This is a genomic window from Eubacterium multiforme, from assembly GCF_030813415.1.
GTDB lineage: Bacteria > Bacillota > Clostridia > Clostridiales > Clostridiaceae > Clostridium > Clostridium multiforme.
In genome coordinates, this window is record NZ_JAUSUF010000008.1 from 100593 (window position 1) to 119974 (window position 19382).

The following is a 19382-nucleotide window of genomic DNA, read 5'->3' on the forward strand; positions in this document are numbered from 1 at the left end:
CTGTTATAAATAGTATTAAAAAACACTTAATTTACTTTTGTAAGTTAGGTGTTTTTTAGAAAATAGTTTAAGTATATAAAATAGTGGACAGATAATTTGTCCACTATTTTTTCAATAGATTCAATGCTTCATTAGCCATTGTTAAAATATTTTCTTGTATATTATTAGCACTTTTTAAATCATCCTTAGTGTACCATTTAAGTAATTTAGATTCTCCAATGGCTGGTTTTGTTTCATTAGATTTTGCACATGCATAATAGACAAAATCTATATGATAATGTTCTGGAGATATTTCACCAAAAATTGTGTGCATAGGATTTACTAATAATTTTTCTCCGGATAATTCGCATGCTTGTTTTAGTTTTTTGTTTAATGGATTGTATAGATTTATTTCTAAGCCAGACTCTTCTCGCACTTCACGGATACATGCTTCTTCTGGTGATTCATTAGTTTCTATATGTCCACCTAAAGGAAGGATTTTTTTAGCTTTTTTATGTACGTGCAATAGAACTTTATTTTTATAAACAATGAATATTGAAACTGTAAAGTGTTTATCCATATTTTCAATCCTCATTTGTAAAAATCCAAAATAATGTGTTTAAATCAGTTCCTAGGGCTTTAGCAATTTTAATACATAAATCTAATGAGGGATTATATTTTTGGTTTTCAATTAAATTTATAGTTTGCCTTGCAACACCAACTTTTTTGGCTAATTCTAGTTGAGATATTTTAGATAACGTTCTGTATTTTTTTATATTATTCATAATTTCACCTTCATAAAAGTAAATGTATTAAACAGCATATATTATATTTTAAATTTATGATATTAATATTAATTTTTAAATTTATACAATAAAAATCAATACAATTATTAAATAAAGTGTATTAAATATTTATAAATAATTAATTTTTTTAAATTAAATTAAAATATGTTCAGAAATTATTGTATGTATTTTTATACTATAATAAGATAGAAATGTATTATTAATTAAAAATAAATATTAATAAAAAATTATTCTGGGAGGGTATTGTATGAAAAATAAAAAGATTCACTCGTTAATAGCAGCTATTGTTATAACTGTAAGTTTGGTAAGTCCAAATATTAAGGCTTTTGCAGCAGATTTAAATTTAAAATCTAATGATAATATGCTAACAAATACTACTTTAGTGGAAAGAAATGAAAGTAGTAAAGAAATTAGTTTGCTAGGTTATCAAGATAAAGAATATGCAAATATTAAATTTAATTTGGATGAAGGAAAATTAATTTTAAAAACAAATAATATTCAGCCACATAAATTTTTTGGTGGAGCCACTTATGTAAGTGTAAAAATATTAAATGAAAATAATAATTTAGTTTATGAAAAAAGTTTTATTGGAGACAAATCCTTAAAAAGTAGTGAAAAAGAATTTAAAATTAAACCAGGATATAAATTAGAATTAACAAGTAAAGAACCAAATAGAGTGAAGGTATTAAATTCAGATAGAAGCTTAGATAAAAGCGTTACTATAAAATCTAATAATATATTTGCAATTACTAAAGGTGGACTAAAAGAATATAATTATAAAAATAAAGAATTTAGATTTTTAGGTTATGAAGATAAAGAGTATGCAAATATTAAATTTAATTTGGATGAAGGAAATGTAATTTTAAAAACAAATAATATTCAGCCACATAAATTTTTTGGAGGAGCTACTTATGTAGATATAAAAATATTAGATGAAAATAATAATTTAGTTTATAAGAAAAATTTTATTGGGGATAAGTTTTTAAAAAATGAAGAAAAGGAATTTAAAATTAAACCAGGATATAAATTAGAATTAAGAAATAGAGAACCAAATAGAGTAAAAATATTTGACGAAGATGGAAACGTAAACAAATCATATAAAGTTAGTGGAAAAACAAGTTTTGAAGTTACGAATAATGGATTAGTAGATTATGATAAAAGTATATTAGATGATATAACAAAACCTTTTCCAAACAATTTATATTATGGAAGAAGCTTATTAAGTGAAGAAGGCAAAAAGGCTTGGGATTTATCTCTTAAAACATTATTAAAATATGATAATAGGGCAAATAAATATACTAAAAGAGATAGAGAAGGAAATGTTTTAGTTGAAATTAATTATGAAGAACATGGAATTTATCCAACTGTAAATGATGGAATGTGTATACAAAAATATTTAGTAAGAAATGAACCAAGAATGTTTCTTCTAAAAGATTGGGGAGCTGATATTAAGAAGGATAAAAGTCAAAAAGTTGTAGTTTCTCAAACATTCCATATAGGAAATACAGCTCAAAATGGAGATGATTATCATAAAGCTTTATTGAAAATTGAACCAGAAGTTCAAAGGATACTAAGTGTAATAAATCCTAATATGACAGTTTATCAAAAAATAAAAGCACTTCAAGATAGTTATGAAAAAAGTTTAAGATATAGCTTTGAAGGAAGTAATAGTGATATTAGAGGAGTATTTATTAATCACAAAGCAATTTGTGGAGGATATGCTAAAGGATTTGAGTATTTATTACAACGTATAGGAATAAACAATATATGGGTTAATGGGTATGCTGGTGGTCCACATGCGTGGAATATGGTAGAAATATCAGGAAAATGGTATTTGATGGATACTACATGGGGTGGTCGTAATTGGTATTTAAGAGGTGCAAAGGATACTTCAAGTCGTAGTGTTTATGATACATTTAATCCTATGCCAAAATTAGAAGAAAATAGTATTTCATATGAACTAGCAGAATATAATGGTTAAGTATAAGATTTAAAAATTTAAATGATAAATATAAAATGACTTTATCTTTACAAAGATAAAGTCATTTTATATTTTATAGTTTCTCTATCATTTTCTTAAGAATTGTTGTTGAGTTTTTAACACCAATTGGAGTAAACTTCTCATAATCCATATGAGCTCCATTATTAGCATTATCAGAAATAGATCTTATTACTACAAAAGGAATATGGTTTAAATAGCAAACGTGAGCAATACTTGCGCCTTCCATTTCAACAGCCTTAGCATTAAACTCTGCCTCAAGCCACTTAATTTTTTCAATACTTGCAACAAATTGATCCCCAGATACAATTCTTCCAGAGAAAGTATTAAAACCTTCAATTTCATTACAAGCTTCCTTGCAAACTCTAACTAATTCATTATCACATACAAAATCAAAAGTATCTAATCTTGGTATTTGACCATGTCTATCACCAAATACTGTTGTATCCATATCATATTGAACTAAATTTTCAGCTATAACAACATCTCCAGGGTATATGTCCATTCCAATACCACCAGCAACTCCAACGTTAATAATCTTATTAACCTTATATTCTGATATAAGTATTTGAGTACAAACTGCTGCATTAACCTTACCTATTCCAGAAACTACAGCAACAACATCTTTGCCCCAAAGTTTACCTTGATGGAAAGTCATATTAGCTTTAACTTTTTTATCTTCAACAGTCATATCTTGTAAAAGAATTTCTAATTCTTCATTCATTGCACTTATTATTCCAATTATCATAAACACAATCCTCCATAACAAAAATTAGGCTATAATACCTAGTTATCATTATAATGTTAATTAATAGTTTAGTAAACTAAGGTGAAATTTTATTATTTATGTGATTGGTGATTTTAATAGATAATTATTATTTTACAATATATTTTTGGATATTAGCGTTAAATAAATTGTTTGTTTTTTCAATATTAATAATTGTAAATTAAGTAATTAAAAGTATATTATTATATAGAAATAAATTACAATATTTAATATAGAAAAATTTAAATAATACTTAAAAATTCAAAAATATAATTTAAAGGTTGTGCAGAGTAATAGTATTATTTTAGTTAGAAGATAAATTTATAAAAAGCATTAAAAGTAGTATATTTGAAAAAAAGATGAATCATAAAATTTATTGATAAAAATTATATGATAGGGAATACATTTTATAGTAGCAGCATTGTTTTGTGTATTTTTTATTAAAAAGAGGTGATTAAAATTAAAGATATAAAATTTAGTATAGTATTATTAATTTTTATGATAATATTTACACTTATAAAAAATTTTGCACCACCTAAATACTTTGTATTATTTGTTATATTGTTACCATTTATAATAATTACTTTAGGATTAATTGCTTTTAGAAATAAAAATAAATAATTTTGAGGGAATAATTGTTATGTTTTTTTAATTAATTTAGGAGTGAATTAAATGCATTTTGAACAAGATTATATGGAAAGAGTTACAAAAACTATATGAAATATGTTAGTTGCAATTGCTGCTGGAAAAGATTCAGTACAAAGTGGAATAGAAAAATTTTTTGGAATGATATGATTAAATAAATTTCTTGTATAACCTAATGATATAAAATAAAATATATATAAATATTTTTTACAAAAGGAGAGAAAAAATAATGGCAGAACATTCATTATCAAGAATTGAGTTACTTATAGGAAAAGAAGGTTTAGATAAATTAAAAAAATCAAAGGTAGTTGTATTTGGAGTTGGTGGTGTTGGTAGCTTTACTGTAGAAGCATTAGCTAGAGCTGGTGTTGGAACTTTAGTTTTAATTGATAATGATACAGTATCAATTAGTAATTTAAATAGACAAATACATGCAAACTATAATACTGTAGATAAAGTTAAAGTTGATGTTATGAAAGAAAGAATTTTAAGTATCAATAAAGATTGTAATGTAATAACTCATCAAACTTTTGTTACGCCAGATAACCTTAAAGATTTTATAGATGATGATGTAGATTATGTTGTAGATGCAATTGATACAGTAACTGCAAAAATTGCTATTGCAAAGTATTGTTATGAAAATGATATAAAAATAATAAGTTCAATGGGAACAGGAAATAAGTTTGATCCAACTCAATTTAAAGTAAGTGATGTATTTAAAACAAAGGTATGTCCTCTTGCAAAAGTAATGAGAAGGGAACTTAAAAATAGAGGAGTTAAAAAACTTAAAGTAGTTTATTCAGAAGAACTTCCAGTTAAACCAAATGTTCCAGAGGAAGTTAGTGAAGAAAAGAAAGAAGTTTCAGAAGATAATGGAAAAATAAATATAGTAAAAAGACAAACGCCAGGTAGCATGCCTTTTGTACCTTCAGTTGCAGGTATGATAATTGGTGGAGAAGTTATAAAAGATATAATTGGAATGAATAATAAATAATTAGTGTGGATAACTTTTAAGAGTAATATTTAAAAAGAGATAAATTTTGACTATTGTCGATTTACTTAGTCAAAAATATATAAGATGTAACAGTATATGAAATACAAGATGTAGTAGTTAGATTAAAAGTTATCAACAACATGTTGATAAAATTGGGGATAACTTTAAAGTTATCCCTAAATGTATATAGAATAGAAAACATATAATATATGATTAAAATTAAAATAAATCTAAAAAACTCTAAAAGTATTTCTTTAAATTTAGGCTATCTAATTAAAACTTAACTAAAATATAGCCTTTAAAATCTATTTTACTCTTTTAAATTCTTAAATTTAATTTTCAAATTATCTAAAGGTTCATTTTTTCAATTTTAATACGAAGAAAAGATTACACATAACCAATATTATATAGAAAATTACTTCTATATAATAAGAATGGAAAGGATTGAATGATATGGAACTTAATAAAGATTGTATTCAAATATTACAATATCTCGTAGAAAAGAATGATTTTGTAGAGATAGATGAAATAGCAAAAAAATATAAAGTAACAAATAGAGCAATAAGATACAAAATAGATAAGATAGAAAAGTTTTTGCTTAAAAATGGATTTGGATATTTGGATAGAAAATATAAAAAAGGAATAAGGGTGCCAGAAGATAAAAACTTAAAAAACTATCTAAATAAATTTGTTGGAGAATATACACCATATAAATATGTATATTCTAAAGAAGAAAGATATTTACATATGTTGCTTAAATTACTTCAAAGTGATACTCCTGTAAAAATAAGATTTTTTGAAGAAAAATTATGTGTATCTAAAAATACCTTACTAAAAGAATTAGATTCCATTGGAGAGTGGCTAAAGGAAAGAAATTTAACTTTAGTTAGAAAGCCAAAAATAGGGATGATTGTAGAGGGTAATGAAATCGATAAACGTAATGCTGTTGTAAAGATAATATCTCAATCAACTTCCTCAGAAGACTTATTAAATTATGTTTCAAGGAAATCAATTCAGTCAAAAATAAATAATTTACAATTTGACACTTTATTTTCTGATATAGATATAGATTTTATAGATGGTCTTATAAAGAGAGCAGAAATAGAACTAAAAAGAGAGTTTAGTGATGAAGCTTATGGTGGATTAATTACTCACTTATCAATAATGATAAAGAGAGTTCAGCTTAATAAGGAAATATATCTTCCAAATATTAATGAGGACATAGTTAAAGAAACAAAGGAATATGAAGTTTCTAAAAATATTATTGAAAAAATAGAGAGTCACTATAATATTAAAGTTCCTGAATGTGAAATAAGTTATATAGTAATTCATCTTTTAGGTGCAAAGGTTTTAAAGAACATTTCATCAGGAGAAAGTAAATACAAAGACAGTGAACTTAATAAAGTAGTTAATTTAATGACGGACTATATTGAAATGTCTTATGGAATTAAGTTTGCAGAAGAGGAAAAAGAAGGACTTATAGAAGGACTAATACTTCATTTAAGACCTAGTATATATAGAATAAAATATGGCTCAAACCTTATAAATCCACTATTTGATAAGATAAAAACTAAATATCAGGAATTATTTAAAATAGTTAAAGCATCTAGTAAATACTTAGAAGAATTTATTGGTTCTCCATTAAGTGAACATGAAATTTCATATATAGTTTTACATTATGGAGCAGCCCTAAGATTATATGAACAAAGAAAAAGTAAAAAAGCTAAAGTTATTATTGTTTGTGGAACTGGAATTGGAACATCAAAGATGATAGCTGCTAGTATTTATGAAAAGTTTCAAGTAGAAATTCTAGGAACATATGCAAGTAGAAATATTGATAGCAACATAGTAAAATCCTGTGATTACATAATTAGCACTATAGATATACCAACCCTTGAAAGAGATGAATATATAAAGATAACTCCTCTTCTTAGTGAAAAGGATTATGTAATATTAAATAAACATTTACTACCAATGGTTAAAAAAGAAGATTGTACAGATGAAATAGAAAAAGCAAATAGACTTATTGATACAATAAGAAAATATTGCAATATAACAGATGAAGAACAATTAAAATATGAAATATTATATGAGCTAAAAAGAAAAGAGGAGAAATTCCCAGAAGAAAAAAGAGATATATCTTTATCAGAGTTTTTAAGAAAAGAAACTATAGAATTAAAGCTTAACTGTAAAGACTTTGAAGATGTAATTTTAAAGGGGGTTGAACCTTTAGAAAGAAAGGGATACATAACTGAAAAGTATGGAAAAGAGATAATAAAAAATTTAAAAGCTTTAGGACCATATATGGTTATTGCACCTGGAGTTTGTTTAGCTCATGCTAATTTACCAGAGGAAATTAATAAAACTTCAATGAGCTTTATTAATTTAAAGTATCCAATTAAGTTTAATAGTAAATTTAATGATCCAGTTAAGATTGTACTAACTTTTGCAACTAAGGATAAAGAGTCACATTTACATGCTCTTTCACAATTTATGGATATAATAAACAATCCAAATGAATTGCAAAAGCTTATGAATGCATCATCTAAAGATGAGGTGTTAAAAGTAATAAATAAGTACTAATAGAAATGGAGGAAATATCATGAGAAAAGAAGAAGAACAATTTTTAATTGAAAAATGTAAGAGAGTAAGAAAATTATTGGTAGAAGAAATAAACAGTGTAGGAAAAGGACATTATGGTGGAAGTTTATCAATAATTGAAGTTTTAACACTTTTATATAATAAGGAAATGAATATAGACCCTTCAAATCCTAAAAAAGAGGATAGAGATAGACTAGTTTTATCTAAGGGACATGCAGGTCCAGCATTATATGCAGTTTTAGCAGATAAAGGATATATAGAAGAGAAAGCTTTATTTACTTTAAATAAAGAAAATACTCTTCTTCCAAGTCATTGTGATATGAATAAAACTAATGGTGTAGATATGACAACAGGTTCTTTAGGACAGGGAATAAGCTGTGCTGTTGGAATGGCTAAGGCTTCAAAGATAAAGAAGGACAATGCTTATATTTATTGTATAGTTGGAGATGGAGAATGTAATGAAGGTCAAGTTTGGGAGGCTGCACTAGCTGCTTCAAATTTTGGACTTAATAACCTAATTACATTTGTAGATTATAATAAGCTACAGCTAGATGGAAAAACAGAGGATATTATGGATATGCACCCAATGGATGATAAGTGGAGAGCCTTTGGATGGCATGTTATATCAGTAGATGGACATAATTTAAAAGATATACATAAGGCAATAGAAGAGGGAAAAGGTCAAGAGAAACCAGTTGCAATTATTTTAGCTACTAAAAAAGGAAAAGGAGTTTTAGCAGTTGAAAAAGCAGGGTATAAATCTCACAGTATGGGATTAACTGAAGAAGAATATAAAAATTCAATAAAGGAATTAAGCTAGGAGGTTTTTGTTATGGAAATGAGAAAAGTATTATGTGAAGTAATGGAAGACTTAATGAATAAGCATGATAATATTGTATTTATGGATGGTGATTTAGCAGAAGCTAATGGGACAATGCCTCTTAGAAGTATATTTAAAGAAAGAGCCTTTGATACTGGAATTAGTGAGGAAAACATGGCTTCTATGGCTGCTGGAATGAGTGCTTATGGAATGAATCCATATATATGTACATTTACAGCCTTTGCAACTAGAAGAATATGTGACCAAATAGCAATATCAATGGCTTATGCAAAGCAAAATGTAAAAATAATTGGAACAGATGCTGGAATTGCATCAGAACTTAATGGGGGAACTCATATGAGTTTTGAGGATATAGGAGTTTTAAGAAGTATACCAGGAGTTACCATTGTAGATGTTGCAGATGAAGTTCAATTAAGAGAGGCATTATATGAAACTGTTAATTATAAAGGTGTAGTATATTTAAGAATGCCAAGAAAAGAAGTTCCTAAAATATATGATGAAAACTACAAGTTTAATTTATTTAAGGGAGACATAATTTCAGAGGGGAAGGATATAACTATTTTTTCTACAGGAATTATGTGTAAGCCTGCAATTGATGCCTGTAATATTTTAAAAGAAGAGGGTATTAGTGCTGAAGTAATAAATATTCATACAATAAAACCAATTGATGAAGATATTATTATAAAGTCATTAAATAAAACTAAAGCTGCAGTAACTTGTGAAAACCATAATATTTTAGGTGGGCTTTATAGTGCTGTTTCTGAAGTAGCTTGCAGGAATATTCCTGTACCTATTGAGCCAATTGGAATAGTTGATCACTTTGGGGAAGTAGGAAGTAGAAAATTCCTTTCAGAAAAATATAAAATGACAGCATTAGATATAGTAGAAGCCTGTAAGAAAGTAATAAATAAAAAATAATAGTTTAAAAATATTTTATAAAAAGCAAGAGGATAGCCACTTCTAAAATAATATTTTTGGAGGGTTATCCTTTTATTTTTTTAATTTAGGAAATATTTTAGAGAATTTTTAATTTTAATATAAGTACTTTTAGTTCAATTTTTCACTTTTAATTCGAAATAGAAGGTGTTGAAAACATATTCAAAGGGAAATTCAAATTATATATAATAAAGATACATTAAGGGGAAACAATTTTAATGCAGGAATGGAAGTGAATTATGTGATAGGAGATTTAGTAATAAAAGATTTTATAAAAGTAAAACAAAATTGTACAAGTTGGCAAAATGCCATAGAAACAGGAACATCACTTTTAGAAGATAAAGGTATTGTGGAAAATCGATATAAAGAGGAAATAATTAATAATTTTAATGATTTAGGCCCCTATATGGTTATAGCCCCTGGAATTGTGTTATCACATGCAAGACCTGAAGCGGGAGTAAATGAAACAGGTATTAGTTTAGTTACATTAGAAGAACCAATAAATTTTGGAAGTGAGCAAAATGATCCAGTAAAATTAGTTGTTACTTTAGCAGCTAAAGATAATACAAGTCATTTAGAATTACTTTCAAACTTAATGGATATATTTATGAATTCAGAAGATTTAAATAAAATCTTTGAAGCAAAATCAGAAAATGAAATTTTAGAAGTATTAAAAAAATATAAAGAAAATTAAATTTTAGGAGGAATTAATTATGAAAATATTAGTATGTTGTGGAAGCGGATTAGGAAGCAGTTTTATGATTGAGATGAATATAGAGAAGGTTCTTAAGGAATTAAACTTAAGTGGAATTGAAGTAAATCATTCAGACCTTTCATCAGCAAAAGGAATTAAGGCAGATATATATGTTGGAACAAGAGATATCGCAGTTCGATTAGAAGGTTTAGGTGGAGAAGTTGTTTCATTAAACAATATGATAGACATGAATGAGTTAAAGGAAAAATTAACTGATACATTAAAGAATTTAAATTACATCTAAATTTACCTTAAAAAATACTAAATAACCATAATAGAAAATTAAAAAGGAGATGAAATTTTATGTTGAAATTTTTATTAGATATATTAAGTACTCCAGCAATACTAGTTGGATTAGTTGCTTTAATTGGTCTTATATTTCAAAAGAAACCATTATCTGATTGTATTACAGGAACAATTAAAACAATAATGGGATTCTTAGTACTTGGTGGAGGTGCAACAATTGTTGTTGGAGCACTAGATTACTTTGGTAAAATGTTTCAATTTGGCTTTGGAATTACGGGAATAGTTCCTAATAATGAAGCTATTGTTGGAATGGCATTAAAAGATTACGGAACTCAAACAGCTTTAATAATGGCATTAGGTATGCTAGCTAATATATTAATAGCTAGATATACAAAGATGAAGTACATATTTTTAACTGGACATCACACATTATACATGGCTTGTATGCTAGCAGCAATATTAATTGCTGGAGGAATTAAAGGTACACCATTAGTTATAATTGGAGCATTACTTTTAGGATTCTTTATGGCTTTAATGCCAGCACTGGCTCAGCCTATTATGAGGAAAATAACAGGAGTAGATGATATTGCCTTTGGACATTTTGGAACATTTGGATATCTTGTATCAGCAGGTGTTGCAAAGGTTGTAGGTAAAGGATCTAAATCAACAGAAGAAATGAAATTCCCACAAGGATTAACTTTCTTAAGAGATACATCAGTTGCAATTAGTTTAACAATGTTAATATTATATTTAATAGTTGCAATAGCAGCAGGCCCTGAGTATGTAGAAAAATTAAGTGGCGGACAAAATCTTGTAGTATTCTCATTAATTCAAGCAATTACATTTGCAGGTGGAGTTTATGTAATACTTGCAGGTGTTAGATTAATACTAGGTGAAATAGTACCAGCATTTAGAGGAATTGCTATGAAGTTAGTTCCTAATGCAAAACCAGCATTAGACTGTCCAGTAGTATTCCCATATGCACCAAATGCAGTTTTAATAGGTTTCTTATCAAGCTTTGTTGGTGGTATAGTTGGAATGTTTATACTAATAGCTTTAAAAGCACCAGTTATATTACCAGGAGTTGTACCTCATTTCTTCTGCGGAGCAACAGCTGGAGTATTTGGAAATGCTGTTGGAGGAAAAAGAGGAGCTATATTAGGAGCTTTTGTACATGGATTAATAATAACATTCTTACCAGCTTTATTACTTCCAACTTTAGGTAGCCTTGGATATTCAGGAACTACATTTAGTGATGCGGACTTTGGAGTAATAGGAACTATATTAGCTAAGGTAATAGCGTTATTAGGATTTTAAAAATTAAAATTTAACTTAGGATAAATAGAGAGAGGAAATGGTTATATATGAAATTATTTATAGATACAGCAATTGTAGATGAAATTAAAGAAATAAATGATATGGGAATTATTTGTGGAGTAACTACAAATCCTTCATTAATAGTAAAATCAGGACGAGTATTTGAAGAAGTAATAGAAGAAATTACAAATATAGTAGATGGACCAATAAGTGCAGAAGTTACAGGTCTTACTGCTGAAGAAATGGTTAAAGAAGGGTTAGAATTATCAAAACTTCACAAGAATATAGTTATTAAAATTCCAATGACAGAAGAAGGTTTAAAGGCAACAAGTGAATTAAAGAAAAATGGAATTAATGTAAATGTAACTTTAATATTCTCAGCACCACAAGCATTACTTGCAGCAAGAGCTGGAGCTAGATATGTAAGTCCATTTTTAGGAAGATTAGATGATATTGGAATGGATGGAATACAATTAATAGAAGAAATTTCAGAGATATTTAATGTTCATGGAATAGAAACTGAAATAATAGCAGCAAGTGTTAGAAATCCTATCCATGTTACTAGAGCTGCAATTGCAGGATCAGATATAGCTACTGTTCCATACAATATATTAAAGCAAATGGTTAAACATCCATTAACTGATGCAGGAATAGAAAAGTTTATGAGTGATTGGAATTCAAAATAATTTTATAAATCAAAAAAAGACAACCTATATAATTGGTTGTCTTTTTTAATAAGCTAGGGTTTAAATAAAAAAATTATATTTTTAGAAGGTTAATATTTTTTCATAAAATAGAAGAAATATTAACCTTTTTGTTTTCAAATAGTAATTTTTTTCAATAGTAGAAAGGGTAGAATTAAGGAAAAAAGAGTAGAAATTAATCAAATGATAATGGAGGGAGAAATTAAATGGATGATAAAGAGAGAAATAGACGAAAAAATAGAGCTATCATGAGAGCTAAAAGGAGAAGAAGTATAACAATAATTACCCTAATTGCAGTAATAGTTTTAGGAACAGGGATTTATGTTTATGCTCACCATAATAGTAATGATACAGATGGAAAAACAGCTTCAAGTAGTACAAGTCCTAAAAAACCTAATCCATCAGAAATAATGAAGGGAGAAAATATAATTTATTCAGCAGATAGCTATGCTGTACCTGCAAATGAAGTGGATAAGATGTTACAATCTAAAAAGCCATTAAGTGATAAGAAGGAAGTATTTTTAACTTTTGATGATGGTCCAAGTGAAAATACAAGTAGCATTTTAAAAACATTAAAGGATGAAGGTGTACATGCAACTTTCTTTGTAATAGGATCTCATCTTAAAAATGATCCAGAAAATCAAAAACTTTTAAAAGAAGAAATAGAAAGTGGAAATGCAATAGGAAATCATTCCTTTAGTCATGAATATAAAAAGCTATATCCTGGTAACAGTGTTAATGTAAAAGTATTTATGAATGAAATAAATGAAACTGATAATGAAATGAAAAAAGTATTAGGAGAAAACTTTAATACTAGAGTTTTAAGAATGCCTGGAGGATATTTATCAAGAAAATATTATAGAGATCCACATTTAAAACAATTAGATGAAGCCTTTAATAAAAATGGTATAGTATCTATTGACTGGGATGCAGAAACTGGTGATGCAGAATCTAATACTTATACAGTAGACCATTTAGTTTCTAGAGCTAAATTTTATATGAATCAAGAAAAGGAAGTAATATTATTAATGCATGATGCTGCTGCAAAAAAATCAACAGTTAAAGCTCTTCCACAAATTATAAAAATGTTTAAAGATAACGGATATGAATTTAAAGTAATAAAGAATGCTCCTATGAGTTATTTTAATAATAGTAATAAATAAAGAGATAATGATGTTAAAATGAGGCACTAAATAATTAGTATTTTATTTTAACATCATATATTTTTGCAAATATAAGCTATAATTATATAAAAAGAGGATATATTATTTATAAATATAAACACTTATGCCTTGTAAAGACTAGATGATACTATATAATATTGTTATAAGACTATAATTTTAGGAGAATTTAATATGTCATCAAATCATAATATAAATATAGCTTTAAATAAAGGAAGTAAAAAAGAGTATCTTATTAAAGATAAAAATAGTATAAGTATAGGTAGATTTTCTATAGAAGAATTAGATGAGAGTAATAAAAGATGTACTATTGATTTTAAATTTTATAGAGAAAATGATTATAATTTATTAAGAGAAACACTAGAATTAGTTTTAATGGCAACTTTTAAAGATAAAAATATTTTTAAAGTTAATATAAAGGTTAGTGAAGGAATTAATCTTTCACCATTTCTTGATTTAGGATTTATATTAGAAGGTATATTATCAGATAATGTTTTCTTAAAGGGAATTTACAAAGATGAACTTATATTAGGAATTAATAGAGAAGATTATAGATATAAAAATTGTGCACCAATGATACAACTAAAAGGAGAAAATATTAGTTTAAGAAATTTAACTCCGAGTGATGCAGAAAATCTTTTGGTATATTATACTAAAAATAAGAAACATTTAGAAAAATTTGAACCTACAAGAGATAATGATTTTTTTACAATAGAATCTCAAAGAAATTCATTAAATGAAAGTTATAAACAATTCTTAAATGGAACCTCAATAGATTTAGCAATTATAAAGGATGATAAGATAATTGGCAAGGTTAGATTGTCAAATATAGTATATGGAGTTTTCAAAAGTGGGATATTAGGGTATTCTATAGATGAAGACTATCAAGGTAAAGGATATATGAAAGAAGCAGTTAATTTAGTAGTAAATTATGCTTTTAAAGACTTAGACCTTCATAGAGTTGAAGCATCAGTTTTATTACAAAACGAAAGATCTAAGGGAGTACTTTTAGGGAATGGATTTAAGAAATTAGGAATAAACGAGAAATATCTTTTTATAAATGGTATATGGCAGGATCATATAACCTACTACAAAATAAAAGGATAAGTTATATATAGAAGTACTATTATAGGAGTGTTGGTATGAGAAGAAAAGATGGTAGATTAAAAGAGGGGAAAAATAAGAAGAAAAGAAATAAGCTATTTACTATTTTAGGGATTATATGCATTTTAGGGGGAGTAATTCTTATTGCATATCCTTTTATTGAAATAGGTTTAGATAAAATGGATATATCAAAAAATATAAATGAGTGGGATAAACAAAGAGAAGACCAAGTGGCTAAAAAACCAGATACTAATAAAAAGGATAGTAAGAAAAATAAATATCCTGTTGTTAAAGTAGATGGAAAAAATATAATAGGTAAGATAATTGTTGTTAAAACAGGAGAACAAATTCCAATACTTATGGGAGCTACAGAAGAAAATTTAAGAGGTGGAGCTACTCTTTATGATAATGGTATATATCCAGGAGATAATGGGACAGCAATTATATTAGGACATAGAGAAACAACCTTTGGATTTCTAGAGGACATAAAATCTGGAGATGAAGTTGAAATTCAAAGTTTAAACAATACTTATAAATTTAAGGTTAGAAAAACCTACGTTACAAAACCAGATAATGAATCAATTCTTGCGCAGGAAAAAAGGCCAAGCCTTACTTTAGTAACTTGTTATCCATTTAGATATGTTGGACCTGCACCTGAAAGATTTATTGTTAAACTCGATTTGATTAAATAAAAATAGGAAAAACAAGGTGATAAATAGTATGAGAAGGTATAAAAATATTGTAAGGTGGTTAAGTTTACTTATAGTTACCACCGTAACATTGCAGTTCCTTCCTGTTGGAGGAGCTAACTATGCATATGCTGACAATAATAGTAGCAATAATTCAAAAAGTGACCTAGAAGAACAAAATAATAGTTTAGATACTAATAAAGATTTATATTATAGATTTCCATACTTAAATGAAAGTAAAGACCAAGTTGAACCAGAAATAAATGAAAAACAAAAGATGAGTTTATCAAAAAACATACCAATGACAATAGGGGAATACAAAGACATACTTAAAAATAGTATTTTAAAAAATAAGGATAATAAAGAGGATTTTCCAGAAACTGAAATAAATGACCATGCTTTTTCTTCAATAGGAGGAAAGGTATGGAGTGATTTAAATGGAGATGGAATTCAGCAGGATAATGAAACATTAGTTAGAAATGCTAATGTAGAACTTTTAGATGCAAATAAGAATGTTATAGGAAAAACTACTACAGATTATTTTGGAAGATACATTTTTGAAAATTTAAATGCAGGAGTTTATTATGTAAAGGTTCTATTGTTTAATGATTATAAATTATTTACAAAGAAAGAAAGTAATGCAAACAATAATATAGATAGTAATTTTAATGATGAAGGAATAAGTTCAAAAATACAACTTAATGATAATCAAAATGACTATAGTATTGATGCAGGTCTTATAAAACCTGTAAGTATAGGAGATTATGTCTGGAATGATATTAACTGGAATGGAAAGTTAGATGAAGGTGAGCATGGCATTTCAGGAGTTACTGTTAACTTATATAAAGATGGAAATTTAATACATAAAACAAAAACAAATGAAAATGGTTATTATACATTTAATAACCTTATGCCAGGAGAATATAGCTTAAAATTTATATCACCAACAGATGTATATATGCCAACATTAAATACTAAGGGTGAGAACAGTATAATAAATAATGAAGGTGAAACAAAGAAATATTCTTTAATATCAGGAGATAATAAGAAGGATATTGATGGGGCTTTCCATAAAGCTATGATAAAAAGTAAAGTTTTTGAGGATAAAAACTTTAATGGAATAAAAGATAAAGGTGAAAATGGAATAGGTAATGTTAAAGTTATGCTATTTTCAGAAAATGGACAACTAATTAGAGAAACTAGAACAAATAGTGAAGGTCTATATGAGTTTAATAATTTATTACCAGGTAGATACTTTATTAAAGTTATAAAACCTATAGAATATAATTATTTTTCACCAAGAGAAGATATTGGAAATATAAATGGAAGTTCAGTAAATAAAAGAGGTATATCAAATACCATATATGTAGATAAAGGAAAATCTTATGATTACTTAAATGCAGGTATGACTTTTTTTGGAGAAGTAGGTGCTAGAGTTTTTGAAGATAGTAATTATAATGGAATAAAAGATAAAGATGAAAAGTTTTCTGAAGGCGTAAAGGTTAAGTTACTTAATTCAAATGGAGATGAAGTTAAAGATATATTTGGAAACAAAGTAGGAGAAAAAACTACAGATAAAAATGGAAGAGTATATTTTAAAAAATTACCTAAAGGTAAATATAAGATTAATGTTATATTACCTGATGGATATAGTAATTTTACTAAGCAAAGTACAGATATAGATTCAAACTCTAGTAATGTTAATACTGGTGGATTTAGTGAAGATATTAATGTTAATAATTTTAACACAACTAATATAGTAAATGCAGGTATCGTTAAAGCTGGAAGTATTAGTAGCCGAGTTTGGAATGATAAAAATAGAAACGAAAAAGAAGATGAGGGTGAAAAAGGAGTAGAAGGAATTAATGTATTCCTTTGTGATGGTAATGGCAAACTTATTGCAATAACTAATACAGATAAGGATGGAAGGTATAACTTTAATAATTTAGAGCCAGGGGAGTACTATACATTATTTCAAGTACCATCAAACTATGGAGTAACAAATTTAAAGGATAATAAATCTAAAGAATATAAAAGTAAGAAGATTAAACTGTTATCAGGTGAAAATAATAAGAGTTTAAAATTAGGATTATATAAAAAAGATGATATAAAAAATGAAAATCTAGAGTTACCAAGTACTGGTAAGAATTTTTCTAAATACATGTTTATAGGAATTGGGCTAATAATATTAGGGGTTCTTATTGTTGTGTATAAACAAAAAAATAGTAAAAATGAAAAATAATAATTAAAAAAAGGAATTGTCTTAGAGTTATGTTCTAAAAGACAATTCCTTTTTAATATTTTTTATTAAATAGTATATTCTAATACTACAGTTTCTCCAGCTACAGCATCAATTCCAGTTTTTACTTCTATTGATTTAGTAATATCAGGATTTGTAATAAGAACAGGAGTAACTAATGATAGTCCTTTGCTTTTAATAAACTCTCTATCTATTTTTATAATAGGAGTTCCAGCCTTAACAGTTGTTCCTTGTTCAACTAGTTGTTCAAAACCTTCTCCATTAAGAGATACAGTTTCAATTCCTATATGTACAAGAATTTCGATACCGTTTTCTAAAGTCATAGCAAAGGCATGCTTAGTTTTAAATACTAAAGTTAAATCTCCATCACAAGGAGCTACAATAACATCGCCTGTTGAATCAATTCCTAATCCATCTCCAGCCATCTTTTGAGCAAATACTGGATCTGGAACTTCTGATAGGTCAATAGCCTTTCCAGTAACAGGCGCAACAAAGTTTAATGAACTATTTTTTTTATTTTTCTTAAAAAATCCAAACATATTTTCAAATCCCTTCCATTAAAAAGTTTTAAATATCAATTATTATGTTGTCTAAATATAGAAATAGTATAACATATACATTAAAAAATAAAAAAATCTATTTTATTTATAGCTTTCTATTTTAAGTAGGTAGTTATATAAAATATTTATTATAATAGTTAATATAGAAAGTTTTTAGTAAGAGAGGAAGGATAATATGAAATCTTTAAGTAAAAGTAGTTTTATGAATATGGTTAATATAAGACCTAAAAATATAATGGAGGGTTTTAATTCTTATAATAATGCAATAATTACATATGAAGATAGCATTAATAGTGAATCTATTGAAAATAATTTTATTGAATTTTTAGATAAGATTTATGAAGATAATAAAAATTTAATTGTTGATTATTATGGCAATGTTTTAAGTGAAGAAGAATTTAGTAGAATGTTAAATGAATTAACAGAGGAAGAGAAAAATATACTTAAGACTATCAAAAATGATTTTAATGATAAAGATATATACTTTAAAATTGAAAATAAGAATATTTTAAATGTTTTTATAAAACTATCATTAAGAGGAATATTATTTAGTACTTTTTATTTTGTAGATGATGAAATAACTATATGGAGCAACTATGATTATAAGTTTGTTGTATTTTTTAATAAAGAAGAGACCTTAGAAAAATATAAATTACTAGGAGAAAGATATAAATTGACTATAAAAAATATAGAAAAAGTTGAATAATACACTAATAATTGCACAAACTATACCTAGTGTATCAATATAAGATACAATTAGTAATAAAGAGTAAATAGAAGTAATATGAGAATAAAATGTCTATATAACAAAATTTAAGTCGAAGAGTGTCAAAAAACCGTATATAATAAGTCTTGTCGCTTGAGGGCGGCGGACAAATAAATGGTCTTTGAAAATTGAACAGAATATATAGAATACATTTAGAACCAGCAATTCTTTTTATTAAAGTAAGTTTTATGAGTATGATTAAACTTTTTATTGAGAGTTTGATCCTGGCTCAGG

General features: G+C 26.5%; 18 protein-coding genes. 14 read left to right on the top strand and 4 right to left on the bottom strand.

Features of this window, described 5'->3' with window-relative positions:
- Positions 1–103: 103 nt before the first annotated feature.
- Positions 104–559, bottom strand: coding sequence for an NUDIX hydrolase (locus tag J2S18_RS11290; RefSeq protein WP_307486984.1), 456 nt, complete (start codon positions 557–559; stop codon positions 104–106).
- 4 nt (positions 560–563) lie between these two features.
- On the bottom strand, positions 564–764 hold the full coding sequence (locus J2S18_RS11295; RefSeq protein ID WP_307486985.1) for a helix-turn-helix transcriptional regulator: 201 nt from the start codon (positions 762–764) through the stop codon (positions 564–566).
- Positions 765–1032: 268 nt separating this feature from the next.
- Between J2S18_RS11295 and J2S18_RS11300 the strand changes: the two genes are divergently transcribed.
- Positions 1033–2766: a putative mucin/carbohydrate-binding domain-containing protein gene (locus tag J2S18_RS11300; protein ID WP_307486987.1), complete on the top strand. Its 1734-nt coding sequence runs from the start codon at positions 1033–1035 to the stop codon at positions 2764–2766.
- 73 nt (positions 2767–2839) lie between these two features.
- Here the strand turns inward: J2S18_RS11300 and J2S18_RS11305 are convergent, their stop codons facing one another.
- Complete coding sequence (locus J2S18_RS11305; protein ID WP_307486988.1) at positions 2840–3532, bottom strand: 5'-methylthioadenosine/adenosylhomocysteine nucleosidase; 693 nt, start codon at positions 3530–3532, stop codon at positions 2840–2842.
- An 892-nt stretch (positions 3533–4424) separates the two neighbouring features.
- Between J2S18_RS11305 and J2S18_RS11310 the strand changes: the two genes are divergently transcribed.
- From J2S18_RS11310 to J2S18_RS11365, 12 genes are all read left to right on the top strand, one after another.
- Positions 4425–5189 carry a tRNA threonylcarbamoyladenosine dehydratase gene (locus tag J2S18_RS11310; protein WP_307486990.1) on the top strand — a complete coding sequence of 255 codons (765 nt, stop codon included), beginning with the start codon at positions 4425–4427 and terminating at the stop codon, positions 5187–5189.
- Between the two features lie 453 nt (positions 5190–5642).
- Positions 5643–7772: a BglG family transcription antiterminator gene (locus J2S18_RS11315; RefSeq protein WP_307486992.1), complete on the top strand. Its 2130-nt coding sequence runs from the start codon at positions 5643–5645 to the stop codon at positions 7770–7772.
- 19 nt (positions 7773–7791) lie between these two features.
- Positions 7792–8610, top strand: a complete 819-nt coding sequence (locus J2S18_RS11320; protein ID WP_307486993.1) for a transketolase — start codon at positions 7792–7794, stop codon at positions 8608–8610.
- 12 nt (positions 8611–8622) lie between these two features.
- Positions 8623–9549: a transketolase family protein gene (locus tag J2S18_RS11325; RefSeq protein WP_307486995.1), complete on the top strand. Its 927-nt coding sequence runs from the start codon at positions 8623–8625 to the stop codon at positions 9547–9549.
- A gap of 250 nt (positions 9550–9799) precedes the next feature.
- Positions 9800–10261, top strand: a complete 462-nt coding sequence (locus J2S18_RS11330) for a PTS sugar transporter subunit IIA (protein WP_307486997.1) — start codon at positions 9800–9802, stop codon at positions 10259–10261.
- 19 nt (positions 10262–10280) lie between these two features.
- Positions 10281–10565, top strand: coding sequence for a PTS sugar transporter subunit IIB (locus J2S18_RS11335; RefSeq protein WP_307486999.1), 285 nt, complete (start codon positions 10281–10283; stop codon positions 10563–10565).
- Between the two features lie 59 nt (positions 10566–10624).
- Positions 10625–11884 carry a PTS ascorbate transporter subunit IIC gene (ulaA, locus tag J2S18_RS11340; RefSeq protein ID WP_307487000.1) on the top strand — a complete coding sequence of 420 codons (1260 nt, stop codon included), beginning with the start codon at positions 10625–10627 and terminating at the stop codon, positions 11882–11884.
- Between the two features lie 47 nt (positions 11885–11931).
- Entirely contained in the window at positions 11932–12570 is a 639-nt protein-coding gene (gene fsa, locus J2S18_RS11345; protein ID WP_307487002.1) for a fructose-6-phosphate aldolase, read from the top strand.
- 224 nt (positions 12571–12794) lie between these two features.
- Positions 12795–13751: a polysaccharide deacetylase family protein gene (locus J2S18_RS11350; protein WP_307487004.1), complete on the top strand. Its 957-nt coding sequence runs from the start codon at positions 12795–12797 to the stop codon at positions 13749–13751.
- A 192-nt stretch (positions 13752–13943) separates the two neighbouring features.
- Positions 13944–14876: a GNAT family N-acetyltransferase gene (locus J2S18_RS11355; RefSeq protein WP_307487005.1), complete on the top strand. Its 933-nt coding sequence runs from the start codon at positions 13944–13946 to the stop codon at positions 14874–14876.
- Positions 14877–14911: 35 nt separating this feature from the next.
- Positions 14912–15565, top strand: coding sequence for a class D sortase, LPxTATN-specific (srtD, locus tag J2S18_RS11360; protein ID WP_307487006.1), 654 nt, complete (start codon positions 14912–14914; stop codon positions 15563–15565).
- 28 nt (positions 15566–15593) lie between these two features.
- Positions 15594–17804, top strand: coding sequence for an SdrD B-like domain-containing protein (locus J2S18_RS11365; RefSeq protein ID WP_307487007.1), 2211 nt, complete (start codon positions 15594–15596; stop codon positions 17802–17804).
- A gap of 65 nt (positions 17805–17869) precedes the next feature.
- Here J2S18_RS11365 and J2S18_RS11370 read toward each other — a convergent pair whose 3' ends face one another.
- Positions 17870–18361 (bottom strand): PTS sugar transporter subunit IIA, encoded by a 492-nt coding sequence (locus tag J2S18_RS11370; RefSeq protein WP_307487009.1) that lies wholly within the window; start codon positions 18359–18361, stop codon positions 17870–17872.
- A gap of 196 nt (positions 18362–18557) precedes the next feature.
- Between J2S18_RS11370 and J2S18_RS11375 the strand changes: the two genes are divergently transcribed.
- Positions 18558–19088: a hypothetical protein gene (locus J2S18_RS11375; protein ID WP_307487011.1), complete on the top strand. Its 531-nt coding sequence runs from the start codon at positions 18558–18560 to the stop codon at positions 19086–19088.
- Positions 19089–19382 lie beyond the last annotated feature (294 nt).